This is a genomic window from Thalassospira sp. B30-1 (assembly GCF_015767575.1).
Lineage (GTDB): Bacteria > Pseudomonadota > Alphaproteobacteria > Rhodospirillales > Thalassospiraceae > Thalassospira > Thalassospira xiamenensis.
Genome location: NZ_CP065232.1, coordinates 2,064,361 through 2,082,071 on the forward strand (window position 1 = coordinate 2,064,361; position 17,711 = coordinate 2,082,071).

The 17,711-nt window shown below is 53.3% G+C and carries 15 protein-coding genes; 7 read left to right on the forward strand and 8 right to left on the reverse strand.

What is annotated here, in order from left to right; translation table 11 throughout:
- Positions 1-4: 4 nt before the first annotated feature.
- A complete protein-coding gene (locus tag IT971_RS10015; RefSeq protein WP_063094107.1) occupies positions 5-850 on the forward strand; it encodes a phytoene/squalene synthase family protein in 846 nt (281 codons plus the stop codon).
- A gap of 142 nt (positions 851-992) precedes the next feature.
- Positions 993-1,559: a hypothetical protein gene (locus tag IT971_RS10020; protein ID WP_063094108.1), complete on the forward strand. Its 567-nt coding sequence runs from the start codon at positions 993-995 to the stop codon at positions 1,557-1,559.
- Between the two features lie 37 nt (positions 1,560-1,596).
- Here the strand turns inward: IT971_RS10020 and trmFO are convergent, their stop codons facing one another.
- Positions 1,597-2,943: a methylenetetrahydrofolate--tRNA-(uracil(54)-C(5))-methyltransferase (FADH(2)-oxidizing) TrmFO gene (gene trmFO, locus IT971_RS10025; protein ID WP_063094110.1), complete on the reverse strand. Its 1,347-nt coding sequence runs from the start codon at positions 2,941-2,943 to the stop codon at positions 1,597-1,599.
- A gap of 186 nt (positions 2,944-3,129) precedes the next feature.
- Between trmFO and IT971_RS10030 the strand changes: the two genes are divergently transcribed.
- Positions 3,130-4,110 (forward strand): hypothetical protein, encoded by a 981-nt coding sequence (locus IT971_RS10030; RefSeq protein ID WP_223305094.1) that lies wholly within the window; start codon positions 3,130-3,132, stop codon positions 4,108-4,110.
- A gap of 22 nt (positions 4,111-4,132) precedes the next feature.
- On the opposite strand, the gene uvrA is transcribed toward IT971_RS10030, so the two are convergent.
- The 7 genes from uvrA to IT971_RS10065 all read right to left on the reverse strand — a co-directional run bounded on the left by uvrA (position 4,133) and on the right by IT971_RS10065 (position 13,239).
- Entirely contained in the window at positions 4,133-6,961 is a 2,829-nt protein-coding gene (gene uvrA, locus IT971_RS10035; protein WP_063094114.1) for an excinuclease ABC subunit UvrA, read from the reverse strand.
- 190 nt (positions 6,962-7,151) lie between these two features.
- Entirely contained in the window at positions 7,152-8,231 is a 1,080-nt protein-coding gene (gene fbaA / locus IT971_RS10040; RefSeq protein ID WP_063094116.1) for a class II fructose-bisphosphate aldolase, read from the reverse strand.
- A 20-nt stretch (positions 8,232-8,251) separates the two neighbouring features.
- The gene (locus IT971_RS10045) at positions 8,252-9,319 is read right to left on the reverse strand and encodes a Gfo/Idh/MocA family protein (RefSeq protein WP_063094118.1); all 1,068 of its coding nucleotides are present in this window, start codon (positions 9,317-9,319) and stop codon (positions 8,252-8,254) included.
- Between the two features lie 43 nt (positions 9,320-9,362).
- The gene (gene nagA, locus IT971_RS10050) at positions 9,363-10,499 is read right to left on the reverse strand and encodes an N-acetylglucosamine-6-phosphate deacetylase (protein ID WP_063094120.1); all 1,137 of its coding nucleotides are present in this window, start codon (positions 10,497-10,499) and stop codon (positions 9,363-9,365) included.
- Complete coding sequence (locus IT971_RS10055; protein ID WP_063094122.1) at positions 10,499-11,542, reverse strand: SIS domain-containing protein; 1,044 nt, start codon at positions 11,540-11,542, stop codon at positions 10,499-10,501. Before IT971_RS10055 ends, nagA begins: the two co-directional genes overlap by 1 nt.
- 48 nt (positions 11,543-11,590) lie before the next feature.
- Positions 11,591-12,352, reverse strand: coding sequence for a GntR family transcriptional regulator (locus tag IT971_RS10060; protein WP_037992551.1), 762 nt, complete (start codon positions 12,350-12,352; stop codon positions 11,591-11,593).
- Complete coding sequence (locus IT971_RS10065; RefSeq protein ID WP_063094124.1) at positions 12,349-13,239, reverse strand: BadF/BadG/BcrA/BcrD ATPase family protein; 891 nt, start codon at positions 13,237-13,239, stop codon at positions 12,349-12,351. The genes IT971_RS10060 and IT971_RS10065 overlap by 4 nt, the downstream gene beginning before the upstream one ends.
- Positions 13,240-13,638: 399 nt before the next feature.
- On the opposite strand from IT971_RS10065, the gene IT971_RS10070 reads away from it, so the two are divergent.
- From IT971_RS10070 to IT971_RS10085, 4 genes are all read left to right on the forward strand, one after another.
- A complete protein-coding gene (locus tag IT971_RS10070) occupies positions 13,639-14,394 on the forward strand; it encodes an N-acetylmuramic acid 6-phosphate etherase (protein ID WP_196871225.1) in 756 nt (251 codons plus the stop codon).
- A gap of 46 nt (positions 14,395-14,440) precedes the next feature.
- Positions 14,441-15,703 carry an ABC transporter substrate-binding protein gene (locus IT971_RS10075; protein ID WP_063094127.1) on the forward strand — a complete coding sequence of 421 codons (1,263 nt, stop codon included), beginning with the start codon at positions 14,441-14,443 and terminating at the stop codon, positions 15,701-15,703.
- Positions 15,704-15,892: 189 nt separating this feature from the next.
- Positions 15,893-16,831, forward strand: a complete 939-nt coding sequence (locus tag IT971_RS10080; RefSeq protein ID WP_037992557.1) for a carbohydrate ABC transporter permease — start codon at positions 15,893-15,895, stop codon at positions 16,829-16,831.
- A 12-nt stretch (positions 16,832-16,843) separates the two neighbouring features.
- Positions 16,844-17,695 (forward strand): carbohydrate ABC transporter permease, encoded by an 852-nt coding sequence (locus tag IT971_RS10085; protein WP_037992558.1) that lies wholly within the window; start codon positions 16,844-16,846, stop codon positions 17,693-17,695.
- The last annotated feature ends 16 nt before the right edge of the window (positions 17,696-17,711 follow it).

Consider the following 17,711-nt stretch of genomic DNA (forward strand, 5'->3'; position numbering starts at 1 on the left):
TGCGATGACTGACACGCCAAAACTTTCCTATTGTGCCGATTACGTGCGTCGAAATGACAAGGACCGGTTTTTATGTTCGCTTTTCGCAAGTCCGGACAAACGTGAAAGCCTTTTCACGCTTTATGCCTTTAATCAGGAAGTATCGAAAACGCGCGAAATGGTTAGCGACACTATGCTGGGCCATATCCGGTTGCAATGGTGGCGTGACACCCTTGCTGAGATTGAGCAGGGTAAAATCCGCAAGCATGAAGTTGTTGAACCTCTCTCGGTCGTGATCCAGTCCGGGCGGCTTGATGCGCGTGATCTGGAAAACCTGATAGCTGCGCGTGAATTTGACCTTGCCGATAAGGCGCCGGCAAATCAGGCTGAACTCGATCACTATATCGATCAGACGTCCGGGCATCTGGCGGTGATGGCGACCGAACTGCTTGGTGTGGATGATGCTGATGCCAGACACGTCGCCCGACTGGCCGGTAATGCATATGGTTTGGTGGGAATTCTGCGCGCGATGGTTTTCCATGGCCGGGCAAAACGGCTTTACCTGCCTCATGATCGGATGGAACATTATGGGGTCGGGCAGGGCGACATTTTTGAATTCCGCAAAACAGACACAGTCAAAGCACTGACGCGCGAGATCGCCGAACTGGCGCAAAACCGGATCAGGGAAGCCAGAAAGTATCGTAAATATCTGCCGTCAAATGCATTGGCCGCGGCATTGCCTGTGGTTCTGGCTGATGGATATTTACGCAAGCTTGAAAAGGCCGGTTTTGATCCATTCAGTGCCGAGTTTGGTCTTGCCCGCCCGGCCAGTTTCCGGCTGACGGTAAAGGCATTTTTAAATCGATACTGAGCACTACGCTGGATATTGGCGAAACCTCATCTAAATAGATGTAATGGATACAATATTTTCGTAAAGTCTTGTGGTAGCGTTATTTGACGCTGGTGGCCTGATGGCAAACGGGGCGGACGAAATGAACATAACGAGGTCCAACATGATGAATTTGCATGCGCCGATCAAAGCTTTGGGGCTGTTTGGCATGCTTTTGATCATGTGGCTTGTTGTGCCAGCGCCTTGTCATGCGGGAAATATCGGCACGTTTGTTGGCGAGTATCACGGGACATCGATCTATAACGCCGAGGAAGAACTTAAAGCGCGCGATCTTGACGTGAAGATCACGGAAACCGGTCGTGGCTTTACCATTGATTGGTCAACGGTAATTCACAAGGCTGATGGTCGCGAAAAAAACGTATCGCTGAGTATCGAGTTCTATGCCACGGATCGGCCCGACATTTATGGAAGTGCGATGCGCACAGGCCTGTTTGGCAAACGTGTTCCCAATGACCCGTTACAGGGTGAACCGTTTGTCTGGGCGCGTATCGTCGGAAAAACCCTGACCGTTCATGCGCTTTACATCACGGATGACGGTGGTTACGAAATGCAGGTCTATGAACGCAGCCTGGATGCAGATGGCAATATGGATCTCGTGTTCAAACGGTTCCGAAATGGCGAACCTATCCGCGATGTCACCGGAAAGCTCAAACGCCAAAACAAATATTGAAATTTAAAAGGCCACATCGGATGATGCGGCCTTTGTTTCATGCGGCGTTGATGTCTGAAAGCCATGTGTCAAACAAGGGAATAGCGCGGTCGCTATAAAGCTTCTTGCGGTCGCGGCCTTTTACCCGTTTGGTCAGGTCAAGTTCCGGGAAAAGCCCGAAATTGACATTCATCGGCTGGAAGGTGCTTTCGTCAGCGCCGCCAGTGATGTGGTTTAAAAGGGCTCCCATGGCGGTTGCAAGCGGCGGTGTCGGGATTGTTTTGCCTTGCTTTTCAGCCGCAGCAAAACGCCCAACCATCAGGCCTACAGCGGCACTTTCCACATATCCCTCACAGCCGGTGATCTGCCCGGCAAATCGGATATCGGTCCGGGCTTTCAGACGAAGCGTGGCATCCAGAAGACGTGGGGAATTCAGGAAGGTGTTGCGATGAATACCGCCTAGACGGGCGAATTCGGCATTTTCAAGCCCCGGGATCATGCGGAAGACGTCGGCCTGCGCACCGTATTTCAGTTTCGTCTGGAAACCGACCATGTTGTATAGCGTGCCCAAAGCATTGTCCTGGCGCAGTTGCACGATGGCGCGTGGCTTACGGGTCGGATCATGCGGATTGGTCAGACCAACCGGCTTCATCGGGCCGTGACGAAGGGTTTCGCGGCCACGTTCAGCCATGACTTCAATCGGCAGGCAACCATCGAAATAGGGAGTATCTTTTTCCCATTCCTTGAATTCGGTTTTATCACCTTCGATCAGGGCGTCGATGAAGGCGTTGTATTGCTCTTCATTCATCGGACAATTGATATAGTCCTTACCATCGCCCTTGTCGTAACGCGACTGGAACCATGCCTTGTCAAAGTCGATGCTTTCCTTATAGATGATCGGGGCAATCGCATCGAAGAAGGCAAGGCTTTCCTCGCCGGTGGTCTTGCGAATGTCTTCGGCCAGTGCGCTTGAGGTCAGCGGGCCGGTTGCGATGATTGTGCTTTCCCATTCGACCGGTGGCAGGCCATCGATTTCGCCACGCTCCATGGTGACCAGAGGATGATTCATCAGCGCATCGGTTACCGCCTGCGAGAAACCTTCGCGATCAACAGCAAGAGCGGCACCGGCGGGAACCTTGTGCGCGTCCGCACAGCGAATGATCAGTGACCCGGCACGGCGCATTTCATCATGGATCAGGCCGACCGCGTTATATTCCTTGTCGTCAGACCGAAACGAGTTGGAACAGACCAGTTCGGCACATTTGTCCGTGTGATGTGCGTCGGTCGGTCGGGTAGGGCGCATTTCGTGCAGGATAACCGGAATGCCGGCCTCTGCCAGTTGCCATGCGGCTTCGCTACCGGCAAGACCGGCGCCGATAATATGAACAGGTTTGACCGTGCTCACGGTTGCGAACTCCTCAGCAAAAACAGAATTAAACTTTCTGGCACACACATAGCGGTGCAGGAGGCCTGATTTCAAGTGAATTGCGCCATTTCGCTGCTGCATATCACTTATGTGACCGTAAATTATTCACAAACCACCTGTTGCTGCGTCGCTGATACCAGACACATCCATCACAAGGACGGCATCATGAGCTATCCGCATCGACCCTATGGTTACGATCCGGCCCATTGCCCTGTGATGGGGCTTGTTCCAATCCGGCGATCCAGACAGAGCACGACGATTGATTGTTTGCCTGATGGAAATGGCGGTGATGGTGCGACAGACGGAGATGATAACATATCTGCGCGCAAAACTGCCGCCTCTACCATCGGACGGATTGCCTTTCCATTTGGTGATATCGGCGCCAACAAGTTTGGCAGCAGTGATGTTGAAAACATGATTGATTATGTTGTCGCCACCCGCCAGGGATGGCGCGCATCGCTTGTCATGCGGTCGTTTTTGCGCTGGTGGCGCAAGGATGAAGGGCTCGATGCCGATGCCCAAATGCGCAAAACGTCAGATGCAATCGTCATGTTGCTGGCGCTCAATCAAGGGCGGGACGGATTTGTGCATGGTTATCTGTCTGATCTGGCGGGCGGGCACGAACAGCTTGATAACACACAGCGGGCTTTTTTCCGTTCGCTTCGGGTGGCAGCAATTGCGCTGGCGCTTTCGCCGATATTGCTGGTCGTGTCGGTGATACTGTTTTTGCACGTCGACCAGATCGTCAGCGCTGGGCACGGCAAACTGTTCGGGTTCAGTTATGATTTGTTGTTCTTTGTCGGCAGTTTCGGTGCGATCGGGGCACTGGTAAGCATGATGATGCGGTTGGGTAAGGATGTCGACTGGGCGGAAATGGAACCGGCGTCGGTTTTTTTCAATTTTCTGTTTCGACCCTGCCTTGGTTTTTGCTTCGCCCTGATAGTATTACTGGCACTGCGCGCCGGTATTCTGCCGATCCCGCTGGATCAGTTACACAATATTTCCGACATGGATCAGATCGGAACGATTTCTGGTGCTGGGCAACAGATTTCCATCGTGCTGGTGCTGGCATTCCTGTCAGGCTTTAGCGAGCGGCTAAGCTCTGCTCTTGTCAAACGGGTCGAAGATCGGGTCGAAGCGGGCTAGGTGCCCGCTTCGCTTTAAGGCATTACTTCAGGCCGAGATGGCGTTTAAGGTATTTACCGGTATAGCTTTCCTCGTTGGCCATGATGGCCTCTGGTGTGCCGCAACCAACCAGCTTGCCGCCGCCATCACCACCCTCGGGACCGATATCAATGATCCAGTCGGCAGTTTTTATGACATCAAGGTTATGTTCGATCACAACCACCGTGTTGCCCTGATCGACAATGGTGTGCAACACTTCCAGAAGCTTGCGGATATCATGGAAATGAAGCCCGGTGGTTGGTTCATCAAGGATGTAAAGCGTGCGGCCAGTGGCCCGCTTTGACAGTTCCTTGGCAAGCTTCACGCGCTGCGCTTCACCACCCGAAAGGGTCGTTGCCTGCTGACCGAGATGGATGTAGCTCAATCCGACCTGTTTTAAGGTTTCCATCTTGTCGCGAATGGATGGAACGGCCTTGAAGAAATCGGCACCTTCTTCGACTGTCATATCAAGAATGTCAGATATCGATTTGCCTTTAAATGATATTTCCAGAGTTTCACGATTGTATCGCTTACCCTTGCACTGATCACAGGTAACGTAAACATCAGGCAGGAAGTGCATTTCGATCTTGATCACGCCATCGCCCTGACAGGCTTCACAACGCCCACCCTTGACGTTGAACGAGAAACGGCCGGGCTTATAGCCACGTGTTTTGGCTTCGGGCAGTTGCGCGAACCAGTCACGGATCGGGGTGAAGGCCCCGGTATAGGTGACCGGGTTCGAACGTGGGGTGCGGCCAATCGGGCTTTGGTCGATATCGATGATTTTGTCGATATGTTCAATGCCGGTGATGGTGTCATGGGCACCGGGATGATTGCGCGCATTATGCATCCGCTTGGCAAGCGCCTTATACAGCGTTTCAATGACAAGGCTGGATTTTCCGCCCCCCGAGACACCTGTAACGCAGATGAATTTACCAAGCGGGAATTTGGCATCGACATTTTGCAGGTTGTTGGCGCGTGCACCCTTGATCGCAATCGATTTGCCATTACCCTTGCGGCGTTCCTTGGGAACGGCGATCTGTTCAACCCCGACAAGATACTTTCCGGTCAGGCTGTTCGGGTTCTGCTGGATCTGTTCGGGTGTGCCTTCGGCAACAATACGACCGCCATGGATACCGGCACCAGGGCCCATATCAACGACGTAATCGGCGGCACGAATGGCGTCTTCGTCATGTTCAACAACAAGCACGGTGTTGCCCAGATCGCGGAGACGTTTCAGGGTCTCAAGCAAGCGGTCATTGTCACGCTGATGCAGGCCAATGGAAGGTTCATCCAGAACATACAAGACCCCGGTCAGGCCGGATCCGATTTGCGACGCCAGCCGGATACGCTGGCTTTCGCCACCTGAAAGTGTGCCAGATGTACGCGACATCGACAGATAATCCAGCCCGACATCCCGCAGGAAACGCAGGCGATCATTGATTTCGCGCAGGATGCGTCGCGCGATTTCGGTTTCTTTTTCGTTCAGTTTGCCTTCAAGCGCCTGGAACCAATCGGCGGCTTTGCCAATCGAAAGGTCGGTAATTTCCGAAATCGTACATTTGTCGATCTTTACGGCCAGTGCCTCGGGTTTCAGGCGATGGCCTTCGCAGGTCGGGCAGCTTGAAACCGTCTGGTATTTCGAAAGTTCATCGCGTGCCCACTGGCTGTCGGTTTCACGCCAACGACGCGACATGTTGGGAATGACGCCTTCGAACGGTCGGGCAACCTTGTAGCTGCGCGAACCGTCATCGTAGGTCACCGTGACGTCTTCATCACCTGAACCATACAGAATGATGTCCTGCGCTGTTTTCGGAAGCTTTTCCCATGCGACATTGGTCTTGAAGCCGAAATGCTTGGCGACCGCCCGTAGGGTTTGAAGATAATATTTCGATGTGGTGCTGGCCCACGGCGCAACAGCGCCGTCGTCAAGGCTTTTGCCTTCATCCGGGACGACCAGTTCCGGGTCGAATTCCATCTGGGTGCCAAGACCATCGCAAGCCGGGCAGGCGCCAAACGGGTTGTTGAACGAAAACAGGCGTGGCTCGATTTCTTCTATCGTAAAGCCGGAAACCGGGCAGGCGAACTTTGCCGAGAACACGGTTGTTTCGCCGGTTTTGGCATCTTCGGTCAGGACGATACCGTCTGTCAGTTCAAGGGCGGTTTCAAAACTGTCGGCAAGGCGGGTTGCAATCCCTTCCTTGACGATCAGACGGTCAACCACGACCGAGATATCGTGCTTGAGTTTTTTGTTCAGTTCAGGTGCTTCGTCGATGTCATACATTTCGCCATCAATCTTGACGCGCTGGAACCCGCGTGTGCGAAGGTCACGCAGTTCCTTTTTGTATTCACCCTTACGCCCCCGAACGAACGGTGCCAGCAGATAAAGCCGCGTGCCTTCGGGCATTTCCATAACGCGGTCAACCATCTGCGATACGGTCTGGCTGACAATCGGAAGGCCGGTTGCCGGAGAATACGGGATGCCAACGCGCGCCCAGAGAAGACGCATATAGTCATAAATTTCGGTAACCGTTCCCACAGTCGAGCGCGGGTTGCGCGATGTTGTTTTCTGTTCGATGGAAATGGCAGGAGACAGGCCATCGATATATTCCACATCGGGTTTTTGCATCAATTCAAGGAATTGACGTGCATACGCTGACAGGCTTTCGACATAACGACGCTGTCCTTCGGCATAAATCGTATCGAACGCCAGCGAACTTTTGCCTGACCCTGACAGACCAGTGATGACCACCAGAGCATCGCGGGGCAGTTCAACATCGATATTTTGCAGATTATGTTCTTTCGCACCGCGAACCGAAATTTTCGTCAGCATGTCGGGCCTTTTGTTCCTGTAATGTTCGGAAAAGGTATAGAGGAGCCAAACCTGATACGCAAGCGCACCCCTGACAGTTCCTGTCAGTATCTGTCAGGAGTAGTTTATTTTTGCAGTGGCGCAAGATTGCACACGAAAAAACCCGCCGGAAAAACCGGCGGGTTGAACATGCTTTTGCAATCCTAAAGGATCACCCTTTGGTAACCGACCGGCCGGTTGCGCCAAGATCCTTGAAAGCTTCTTCGAGGCGGGCCGCCATCGAGAGTTCGGCTTCGCGGACCCATACGCGCGGGTCGTACTGTTTTTTGTAGGGCTGATCGGTATCCGGATCGACCTGATATTTGAAAGCACGTGCATTGGCTTCGACATATTCGCCAACCGGGCGCGAATAGGCGAACTGGGTATCGGTATCGATATTCATCTTGAAGACGCCATAGCCGACTGCTTCTTCGATTTTTTCTTTTTCCGAACCCGAACCGCCATGGAACACGAAGTCCAGCGGACGGTCGCCAAGATTATGCTTTTCCGAAACGTATTTCTGGGATTCCAGAAGGATTTCCGGACGAAGTTTGACGTTGCCAGGCTTATAAACACCGTGAACGTTACCGAATGCCGCCGCGACCGAGAAATGGCCTAGCGGAGCAAGACGGCGATAGGCTTCTTCGACTTCTTCTGGGCGGGTATAAAGGCGCGGATCAATTTCCTCGACACTGGTGTCAAGGTCATGGCCGATACCGTCTTCTTCGCCGCCGGTCACGCCCAGTTCGATTTCCAGGCTCATTTCGATTTTTGACATGCGTTTGAGGAACTCTTCGCAGGTCGACAGGTTGTCTTCGAGCGGTTCCTCGGACAGGTCCAGCATGTGGGAGCTATAAAGCGCCTTGCCGGTCTCGGCATAGGCCTTTTCGCTCCATTTCAGCATTTCATCGACCCACGGAACGAATTTCCGGTTTGCGTGGTCGGTATGCATGACGACAGCAACACCATAATACTCAGCCATCAGCTGGGCATGGCGTGCAGCCGAAACAGCGCCCACAACACGTGCAGCTGCTGCGTCCTTGATGCCCTTGCCGGCAAAGAACTGTGCACCGCCATTCGAAAGCTGAATGATGATGTCAGAACCGGCATTTGCAGCGGCTTCAAGGGCGGCATTCATCGTGCTGGACGATGTGATATTGACGGCGGGAAGGGCGTAACCGTCCTGCTTACAGGCAGCGACAAGGTCACGATAGGCAGAACCGGTAACAACACCGGGTTTAACGGAAGGCATGTGGGTACTCCTCCTGGGGGTCAGAGTATTATTGTTTCCCCCGTGCGTACCGACTGATCCGCAGCGAGGGCAATCCGTAAGGAGCCCAATGCATCTTCCATATGCTGCGTAAGGTCAAGGTTTTCCGTTATAGACTTTCGGAAAAATTGCTGTTCACGCAGACACAGGCCGTCATGATCGGGCTCGTCGTCTGTGCGGATGATTTCGTCAGATTGTGTAAATTTTCCGGCAGCATCTGTGGCAGCATGGTGAAGCTTTAAGGCATTCGTTTTTGTGTGGGTGTCGATATCGGCTGAACCGGCACCTTTTTCTTCAACATCGGTGATGGAAACACAGCCTTTCGGTCCGATCACATCTTTGACGAAAAAGGCGGTTTCGCTGATCATTGGTCCCCAACCGGCCTCGTACCAGCCAACTGATCCGTCATCAAAGCGCACCTGCAACTGACCATAGTTATACATTTCAGGTGCAACTTCATCAGACAGGCGTACGCCGATGGCGCTGACCGATACCGGTTTTGCGCCGGTCATCAGACACATCATGTCAAGATAATGCACACCACAATCGACAATCGGTGAAACACTGTTGAGCAACCGTTTATGGGTTTCCCAGAAAGCACCGCTGCTTTGTTGGTTCAGGTTCATGCGCATGACGAGCGGCTTGCCTAGTGTCTTTGCAACTTCAACGAACTTTGCCCAAGACGGATGATGGCGCAGGATATAGCCGATCACCAGTTTGCGACCGTGCTTTTTGGCTGCATTGACCACACGTTCGGCATCCTCGGCAGTAGCTGCCAATGGCTTTTCAATAAAGACATGCGCCCCGGCTTCGAATGCGGCGATGGCAAAATCAGCATGGGTTTCGGTATATGTGTTGATCGAAACTGCATCAGGTTTTGTTGCCGCCAGCGCAGTATGAAAATCGGTAAATTGCGGGTAGGCGGCAAAACCATCCGGAAGGTTTTCTGCCGGGATTTCGGAACGGGCACACAGTCCGACGATTTCGTACCCGTCAAGCGCGTGATAGGCCTTGGCATGCGATAATCCCATATTGCCAAGACCGACGACAAGAATACGAACAGGCTTCATGTTGTGCCTCCTGATAAGTTTCTAATGCTTTGTTGTATTGAGATTATTCTACGCCTTTGATCCAGCTCCGTGTGACGTTGTAATCGTCATCAAACAGGATCATGTCGGCCTGATAGCCCGGTGCGATGTGTCCCATGACATCGTCAAGTTTCAGGAACGCGGCCGGATACAGGGACGCCATGCGAAGCGCTTCGCCAAGATCGATGCCGACCATTTCGACGCAATTCTTAACCGCGGCGATCATGTCGAGGTCCGATCCGGCCAATGTACCATCAGCCAGCGCGCAGCGACCATCGGTGGCCATGATCTCCTCGCCACCCAGAACAAAGCGTTTTTCGTCAGCCCCGACTGTTGGCATGGCGTCGGTCACCAGCATGATCTTGCCTTTGGCCTTGGCGTGAATGGCAACCTTCAGAACGGCTGGATGCACATGATAGCCATCAGCGATCAATCCGCACCAGGTGCTGTCATCGGCCATCGCCGCACCGGCAACACCGGGTTCACGGTGGGTCATCGGGCTCATGGCATTAAACAAATGCGTGAAGCCGCGCATGCCTTCGGCAATGGCAGCCTGTACGTGGTTATAAGTGCCCGCAGTGTGACCGGCGCAAACCAGAACGCCACGATCAGCCAGCTTTTTAATTGTGCCTTTGGCGGCCTTTTCCGGGGCCATGGTCACCAGGATACGGCCATTGGGAAGGCGGGTCAGAAGATCAATCGCGTCATCTTCCATCGGGCGGATGATGTTCGCGTCATGCACGCCTTTGCGTTCGGCATTCAGATACGGGCCTTCCAGATGGATGCCGACAATGCCCGGCACATCCTGACTGATCGCATCGGTGACGGCCGTTATCGCGGCTTCCATTTTATCGCGGTGATCGGTGATCAGGGTCGGCAGCATGGCCGTGGTGCCATATTTACGATGACCCGCCATGATCGCGCGAATACCGTCGATATTTGGTTCGTCATTCAGCAACACACCGCCGCCACCATTGACCTGAACATCGATAAGGCCCGGTGCAAGTGTCTGATTTTTTGCATCAATCACGTTGATGTTTTCAGTAATATCGCAGCTTTCGACAATTGCATCGACCTTGCCGTTCCGGACAATGACAGCTTTGCCGTTATGGAAATCTGTACCGTCAAAGACACGTGCATTGGTAATGGCAAAATCGGTCATCAGTGCGTCTCCGTTACTTTGGACAGGTGTGGTGGCGCATCTGGATTGCAACCACGTTCCAGCGCAACATGTTCTGCGAGCGTATAGAATGTCTGGATCATTGCGATGGGGGCCAGAAGCGGGTGGATATCCTCGACCACCGGAAGATGGCCCTTGATATCAGCGTGACCGGTTTCGGCGGCGAACAGATTATTGGTTTTCGCCCGCATTTCTTCGAGGAATCCCTCGACACTTTCGCGCGAAGCATCTTGTTGGGAAAAGACCAGCAACGGGAAATCCTTGGTTACCAGTGCCATCGGGCCATGCTTCACTTCGGCTGCGCTGAAAGCTTCGGCATGCAAGCTACTGGTTTCCTTGAATTTAAGGGCTGCTTCCTGTGCGATGGCAAAGGCCGGACCTCGGCCGATCACATAAAGACCGTTTGATTTCGCAATCGCGTCAGCAGCATCAAGCCAATCCTTGCCAAGTGCCTTTTCCAGTGACACGGGCAGGGTGGAAAGTGCCTTGTTAAAGGCCGGATCCCGGGTCCATCCCCCAACGATCTGTGCGATGGCAGACAATGTTGCGATATAGGATTTGGTCGCGGCAACACTGATTTCAGGGCCTGCCATCAGCGGAATGACATGGTCAACCGTATTGGCCAACGGGGAATCAACGACATTGACCAATGCTACGGTGCGGGCACCGGCATCACGGGCGGCCTCGGCATTCTTGACCAGATCCGGGCTTTTGCCCGACTGGGAGACGGCAATAAACAAGGCGTCCTTGCTGGCGATAGACCGGTTATATATCGAGACGATCGATGGGGCCGCAGATACGACCGGAATGCCAAGCTGGCTTTCAATCAGATATTTTGCGTAAAGCGTTGCATGATCAGAGCTGCCGCGCCCGCACGTCACAACGAATTTTGGCGGGTTGGCACGCAGGTTTGCGACCAGAGCATCAATTGCAGCCTTGTTATGATCAAGCTGCTTGGCAACGATGGCCGGGGCTTCGGCCAGTTCGCGACCCATCTGGGTTTTGGGTGTCCAGCGCGTGCTCATATCGAGTGTTTCCTCAAACTTTTGGGGCGACGTGCGACGCGATCATTTTCAGCGCGCATCAACTTGCATTTCGGCGATGAAGTCGTAACTGTCGCCACGATAATAGGAACGGGTGAATTCGACCGGTGTACCGTTGGCAAGGAAAGAACGGCGTTCGATGTAAAGGGCTGCGCTGCCATCAGGTACGCCAAGGATTTTTGCCGTTTCGCCATCAAACAATTCAGCCCGAAGACGTTGAAGAGCGCGTTCAGGCTTTTTGCCGTATTTTGCCAGCGCATCATAAAGCGACTTTTCGACTTCATCCGGGCTTGGCAGGAAGGCGCGTGGCACGACTGCGTATTCGAGAGCCATCGGTTTGTCATTGGCTGTACGCAAACGCCGTAACCTTGTTACTTCGGTACCCGGCGAAAGATTAAGCGCCATGGCTTCTTCGGGCGAGGCATGACCGAGGGTTTTTTCAATCCAGACTGCACCGGGCTTCATACCACGCGTGATCATATCCTCGGTAAAGGATGTCAGGCGCGAAAGGGCCTGTTCAACGCGCGGGGCGACAAATGTGCCTGCGCCGTGACGCTGTACAAGGACGCCTTCTTCTACAAGGGCACGCATGGCATTTCGTACGGTAACGCGTGAAATACCAAGTTCATTAGCTAGATCGCGTTCGCTTGGCAGGGCGTCATCGACTTTCAGGATACCATCATCGATAACGGCCTTGATTGCCGTTTGCAGGCGGCGATACAGCGGGCCATGACCGATATTTTCGATGTCCCGGGCACGCAGGCTTGCGATGACGTCTGCTGTACTGATCATGCATGCACCTTTTGATATTTCCTGGCCATCAGGATTGCCCCATGCAGGGCATCGTTTTGTGCCGGAACCAGATCGGACCGGATATCGTCAGGCATGCGTTTGGCCATCTGCTCGGCAAGGCCGCCCATCAAACTCAGCCGTTTCGCGCCGAATTCCTGAAGCTTGTGCAGAATATTGCGATTTGCGGTTACAGCAACATCAATGATGGCGGCAGCAGTCGAGTCACCATGGCTGTCGGCATCGAATACCATTGGGCAGAATGCGCCATAATCAGCTGGTCGGGCTTTCTCGGCAAAAGCGACGATTTCTTCTGGATTGTCGTTAAAATGTTTCATGACGGCGCGAGTCAGTTCGGATGACACCGCCAAACCTTCGTGGGCAAGCAGGGCGGTTTCAATCGCCGTCCGGCCAATACGGGCGCCGCTTCCGATATCAGAAATCTCGAAGCCCCAACCGGCAAGTGCCAATTCACGACCCTCGACAATCGCCTGTCCGCAGGTACCGGTTCCAACAATCAATATGGCACCATCAGCACCATCATGTGCGCCAAGGCATGCAGTGTAGGCATCGGTCGCAAAACAGGCACTGGCGAACGGATGTTTATAGGATTCGGCAAGTTTGCGTTCGCGCTCCAACGGCAAACCGGCCAGTCCAAGTCCTGCGTGCAAATCCGAAATGCGGCTGTCGGAAAGGCCTGCTTCCTTGAGTGCCATGGTCGCAGCGGCAATGATTTCGCCAAAGACGTGGTTTATGCCAAGGCGGGTATTTGCCCCGCCGCGCATGGCTTCACCGAGGGTCTCGCCCGCGCTATTGACAATGCGCGCCCGGCAGCGCGTACCGCCACCATCAATGCCAAGGTAGAGCTTTTCTTTTTGTGTCTTCTGCATTTTGACCATCCCTAACTGGCTGGATCATAGCAGAGTGGTATCTTAAAAAGCAATACCAATATAAATCCACTAATGCTGTTCTCGGTCCCATTTTGGCATTATGTAGATAAGAATGGCGCTGCCGGTGATAAATTGAAATCACCTATTATCTATCTGAAAATAAGTGAAACATGAGGTGGATCTGAGTAAATTTCGGGGTGCGTTCAGGAAGCACCTTGCCTTGCTGGTATCATAATGGTATTTAATTGATGGAGGGAGATTGGAAAATGGCATCACGCACTGAAGAATTTGATATGCGCTTTGCCGGGTTGGATCAGTGGTCCGACGCCGATTTCCTTATGGCTTTGTGGGAAGGCCAGATGCGCGCGGTCGCATCGCTGGGGCCGGTTCCTGTCGGATATGGCAACAGCCGCAAACGGGATAGCACGTCGCCTGGGCGGCGGCGGTCGTCTCGTTTATGTTGGTGCTGGAACTTCCGGCACGGTGGCCTGGCAGGATGCCAAGGAACTTGGCGGAACGTTTGGCTGGCCCGAAGACATGACCATTGTCATGTTGGCAGGCGGCTTGCAAAGCGAGCCGGGTGTATTCAATTCCGCTGAAGACGATACCAAAGCCGCAGAAGACGAAATTACCCGACATCGCATAGGTGAAGGTGACGCGGTTATCGCCGTCGCTGCTAGCGGCTCTACGCCTTATACATTGCGCGCCGTTAAACTGGCGCGTGAGCGCGGTGCTTACACCGTTGGTCTTTGCAATAACCCTGATGGCAAACTTTTGACGACGGCAGAGTGCGGTATTTTTCTTGATAGCGCGCCCGAAGTTATCGCTGGCTCAACCCGGATGGGGGCAGGGACCGCGCAGAAGGCTGCCATAAATATCCTTTCATCGCTTGTCATGAGCAAGCTGGGGCGACTTTTTGATAATCTGATGGTCGGCATGCGTGCCGAAAACATCAAGTTGCATGATCGCGCCATCCGCATTACGGGGCATATTGCTGGTTGCGATGCGCGGAATGCCGAAAGCGCCCTTGAAAAAGCACAGTTTGATATCCGCATCGCGGTCCTGATTGCCAAAGGGCACGAGACCGCGAAAGCCAAAGAAATTCTTGCGATGTTTAACGGAAATCTCCGGGCAGCGCTTGAGTATAAGGACTGACATCTGCAGGGATAGCAGTCCCCGACATTGATCAGAGGAGGCATAAATGTCGAATAAAGTGTTTGCAAAAGGCCTGGCAGCGGCCCTGGCGGCAAGTGTCGCCCTGGTTCCGTTGATGGCATCTGCCGGCGAACTCGTGATCGAGAGCTGGCGTAACGACGATATCGATATCTGGAATGACCAGATTATCCCGGCCTTTAACAAGGAATATCCTGAAATCAAAGTGACTTTCTCGCCGACCCCGCCGACCGATTATAACGCGCTGATCAATGCGAAATTCGCAGGCGGTACTGCTGGCGATCTGATTACCTGCCGTCCGTTCGATGCGTCGCTTGAACTTTACAAGCAGGGAAATCTTGCACCGCTTGATGATATCAAGGGGATGGACAATTTCTCGGACGTTGCGAAATCCGCATGGCAGACCGATGATGGTTCCGCCACCTTCTGTCTGCCACTGGCATCGGTTATTCATGGCTTCATCTATAACAAGGAAGCCTTCGAGGCGGCCGGTGTAGAAGTGCCGAAAACCCGCGAAGAGTTCTATGCCGCCCTTGATAAAATCAAGGAAGAAGGCAGCTATATCCCGATGGCAATGGGGACTGCTGATCAGTGGGAAGCCGCCACCATGGGCTTCCAGAACATTGGTCCGAATTACTGGAAAGGCGAAGAGGGCCGTAAAGCCCTGATCGATGGTAGCCAGAAATTCACCGACAAGCAGTATATTGATACCTTTACTGAAATGGCGAGCTGGTCGAACTATCTGCCGGACGGTTATGAAGCCATTTCCTATCCGGATGCGCAGAACCTGTTCTCGCTTGGTCGCGCGGCAGTTTATCCGGCCGGTTCGTGGGATATTTCCCTGTTTAACAGCCAAGCCGATTTTGAATTCGGTGCCTTCCCACCGCCACCGGCTGCGGGTTCGGATACCTGCTATATCAGTGATCATACCGATATCGCGCTGGGTCTGAATGCCAAATCGCCGAATGCCGCCGAAGCAAAGATCTTTCTCGAATGGATGACCGGTTCGGAATTTGCGTCGCTTTATTCGAACGCGCTGCCGGGTTTCTTCTCGTTGTCGAACCACAAGGTTGAAATCAGCGATCCGGTTGCCAACGAGTTCGTCAGCTGGCGCCAGAAATGCGAGTCAACCATTCGTAACTCGTATCAGATTCTGTCACGCGGCACGCCGAACCTTGAAAACGAACTGTGGAACATTTCCGCACAGGTTATCAACGGCACCGTTACCCCGGAAGAGGCAGGCAAAGCTACCGAAGCCGGACTTGCGAAGTGGTATGCGCCGCATCAGTAAGGCCTGAATACAGATGGCAGGTGACTTCTTGCGCCTGCCATCCTTGTATCCGCAGTAATATGTTGCAGTTCCGCAGATCACGCTGATTGACAAATGCGGCGGACAGGACTGCAATCAGGCGCTTAGATGAACGCTTTCGACCGGGGGCGCGTTCCCCTTACGCTTAATCTCAGAAAGACAGGATAAGGTATGGCGCATTCCGGGCCCATGACCGATTGGCGCAAGGCAAAATTGCCTGTGTTTGCCTTTCTGGCACCTGCGACGATCATCTACACATTGTTCATGATCTATCCGCTGATCGATTCCATACGTCTCAGTTTTTATTCCACGCCAAGCGGCGGGGAGATGGCCTTTGTCGGTTTCGATAACTATCGAACCATTCTGGGAGATCCGGACTGGTCGGCGACCTTCTGGAACAGTTTCTGGAACAACATGAAATTCTTTGCGGTTCACATGCTGGTGCAGAACCCGATCGGGATCGCGCTTGCGGGTATTTTAAGCCTTCCGCAACTGAGGTTCCGCAACACCTATCGCACGATGATGATCATGCCAACCATGCTGTCGGTGGTGATTGTCGGTTTCATCTGGCAACTGATCCTGAGCCCTGTCTGGGGTGTGGGCGTCGATATCCTTGATATTTTCGGCCTGAAATCACTGTTTGGTCCGTGGCTTGGCAAGGAAGGTTCGGCCCTGATCACGCTTTCCTTTATCTCGGTCTGGCAGTGGGTCGGCATCCCGCTGATGCTGATTTATGCGGCCCTTCTGGCTATCCCCGATGATCTGGTCGATGCGGCGATTGTCGATGGCGCGACCCATTTCGAGGTGTTTCTGCATATCAAGCTGCCGCTGGTTCTGCCGACGGTTGCGATGGTGTCGATCCTGACATTTGTGGGTAACTTCAATGCGTTCGACCTGATTTATGCCGTAAAGGGTGCGTTGGCCGGTCCGAATTTCTCGACCGATATCATGGGCACACTGTTCTATCGCACATTCTTTGGCTACCAGTTGCAGCTTGGCGATCCGAGCCTGGGGGCGACGGTCGCGTCACTGATGTTCCTGATCATTCTTGCTGGTGTTCTGTTCTATCTGTTCGCCGTGCAGCGCCGTCTGGCGCGCTACCAGTTGTAAGGAGGCGGCCAGATGATGATGAATAAAAATATTCGCAGGGAAGACATGTCGCGTGCCGTGATCGTGCATGCGATCCTGCTGACCTACACGTTGGTGGCGCTGTATCCGATCTTTCTCGTGATCATCAACGCATTCAAATCCCGCAAAGGTATTTTTAAAGACCCGATGGGGTTGCCGAATGCGGAAACCTTTAGTCTTGACGGTTTTACCAAAGTCCTGGCCAAGTCGAATTTCGAGCTGTTTTTCTTTAACAGCTTTACCGTAACCGTCGTTACCATCGTTATTGTTCTGCTGCTTGCATCGATGGCCGCCTGGGCGCTTTCGGAATACAAGTTTCCGGGCAATACGTGGCTTGCGCTGTATCTGGCTGTTGGCATCATGGTTCCGATCCGTCTGGGATCGGTTTCAATCCTGAACCTGATTGTGGAGTTGGGATTGATCAATACGTTGACCGCACTTGTGTTGGTCTATGTGGCGCAGGGGTTGCCTTTGGCGATCTTTATCCTGACAGAATTCATGCACCAGATACCCAAGGATTTGAAAGAAGCCGCCCGTTGCGACGGGGTCGGTGAATTCAAGATTTTCTTTGCAGTTATCCTGCCGCTGATCCGACCGGCCGTGGCAACGGTCGCCGTGTTTACCATGATCCCGATCTGGAATGATCTTTGGTTCCCGCTGATCCTTGCCCCGGGGGATGGCAAGCAGACCATTACGCTTGGTATCCAGCAATTCATTGGACAGTACGTTACCGACTGGAACGCGGTTCTGGCATCGTTGAGCCTCGCGATCATTCCGATCCTGATTCTTTATCTGATTTTCTCCCGACAACTCATTCGCGGCCTGACATCTGGCGCGGTGAAATGAGTATGATTGTGACAGG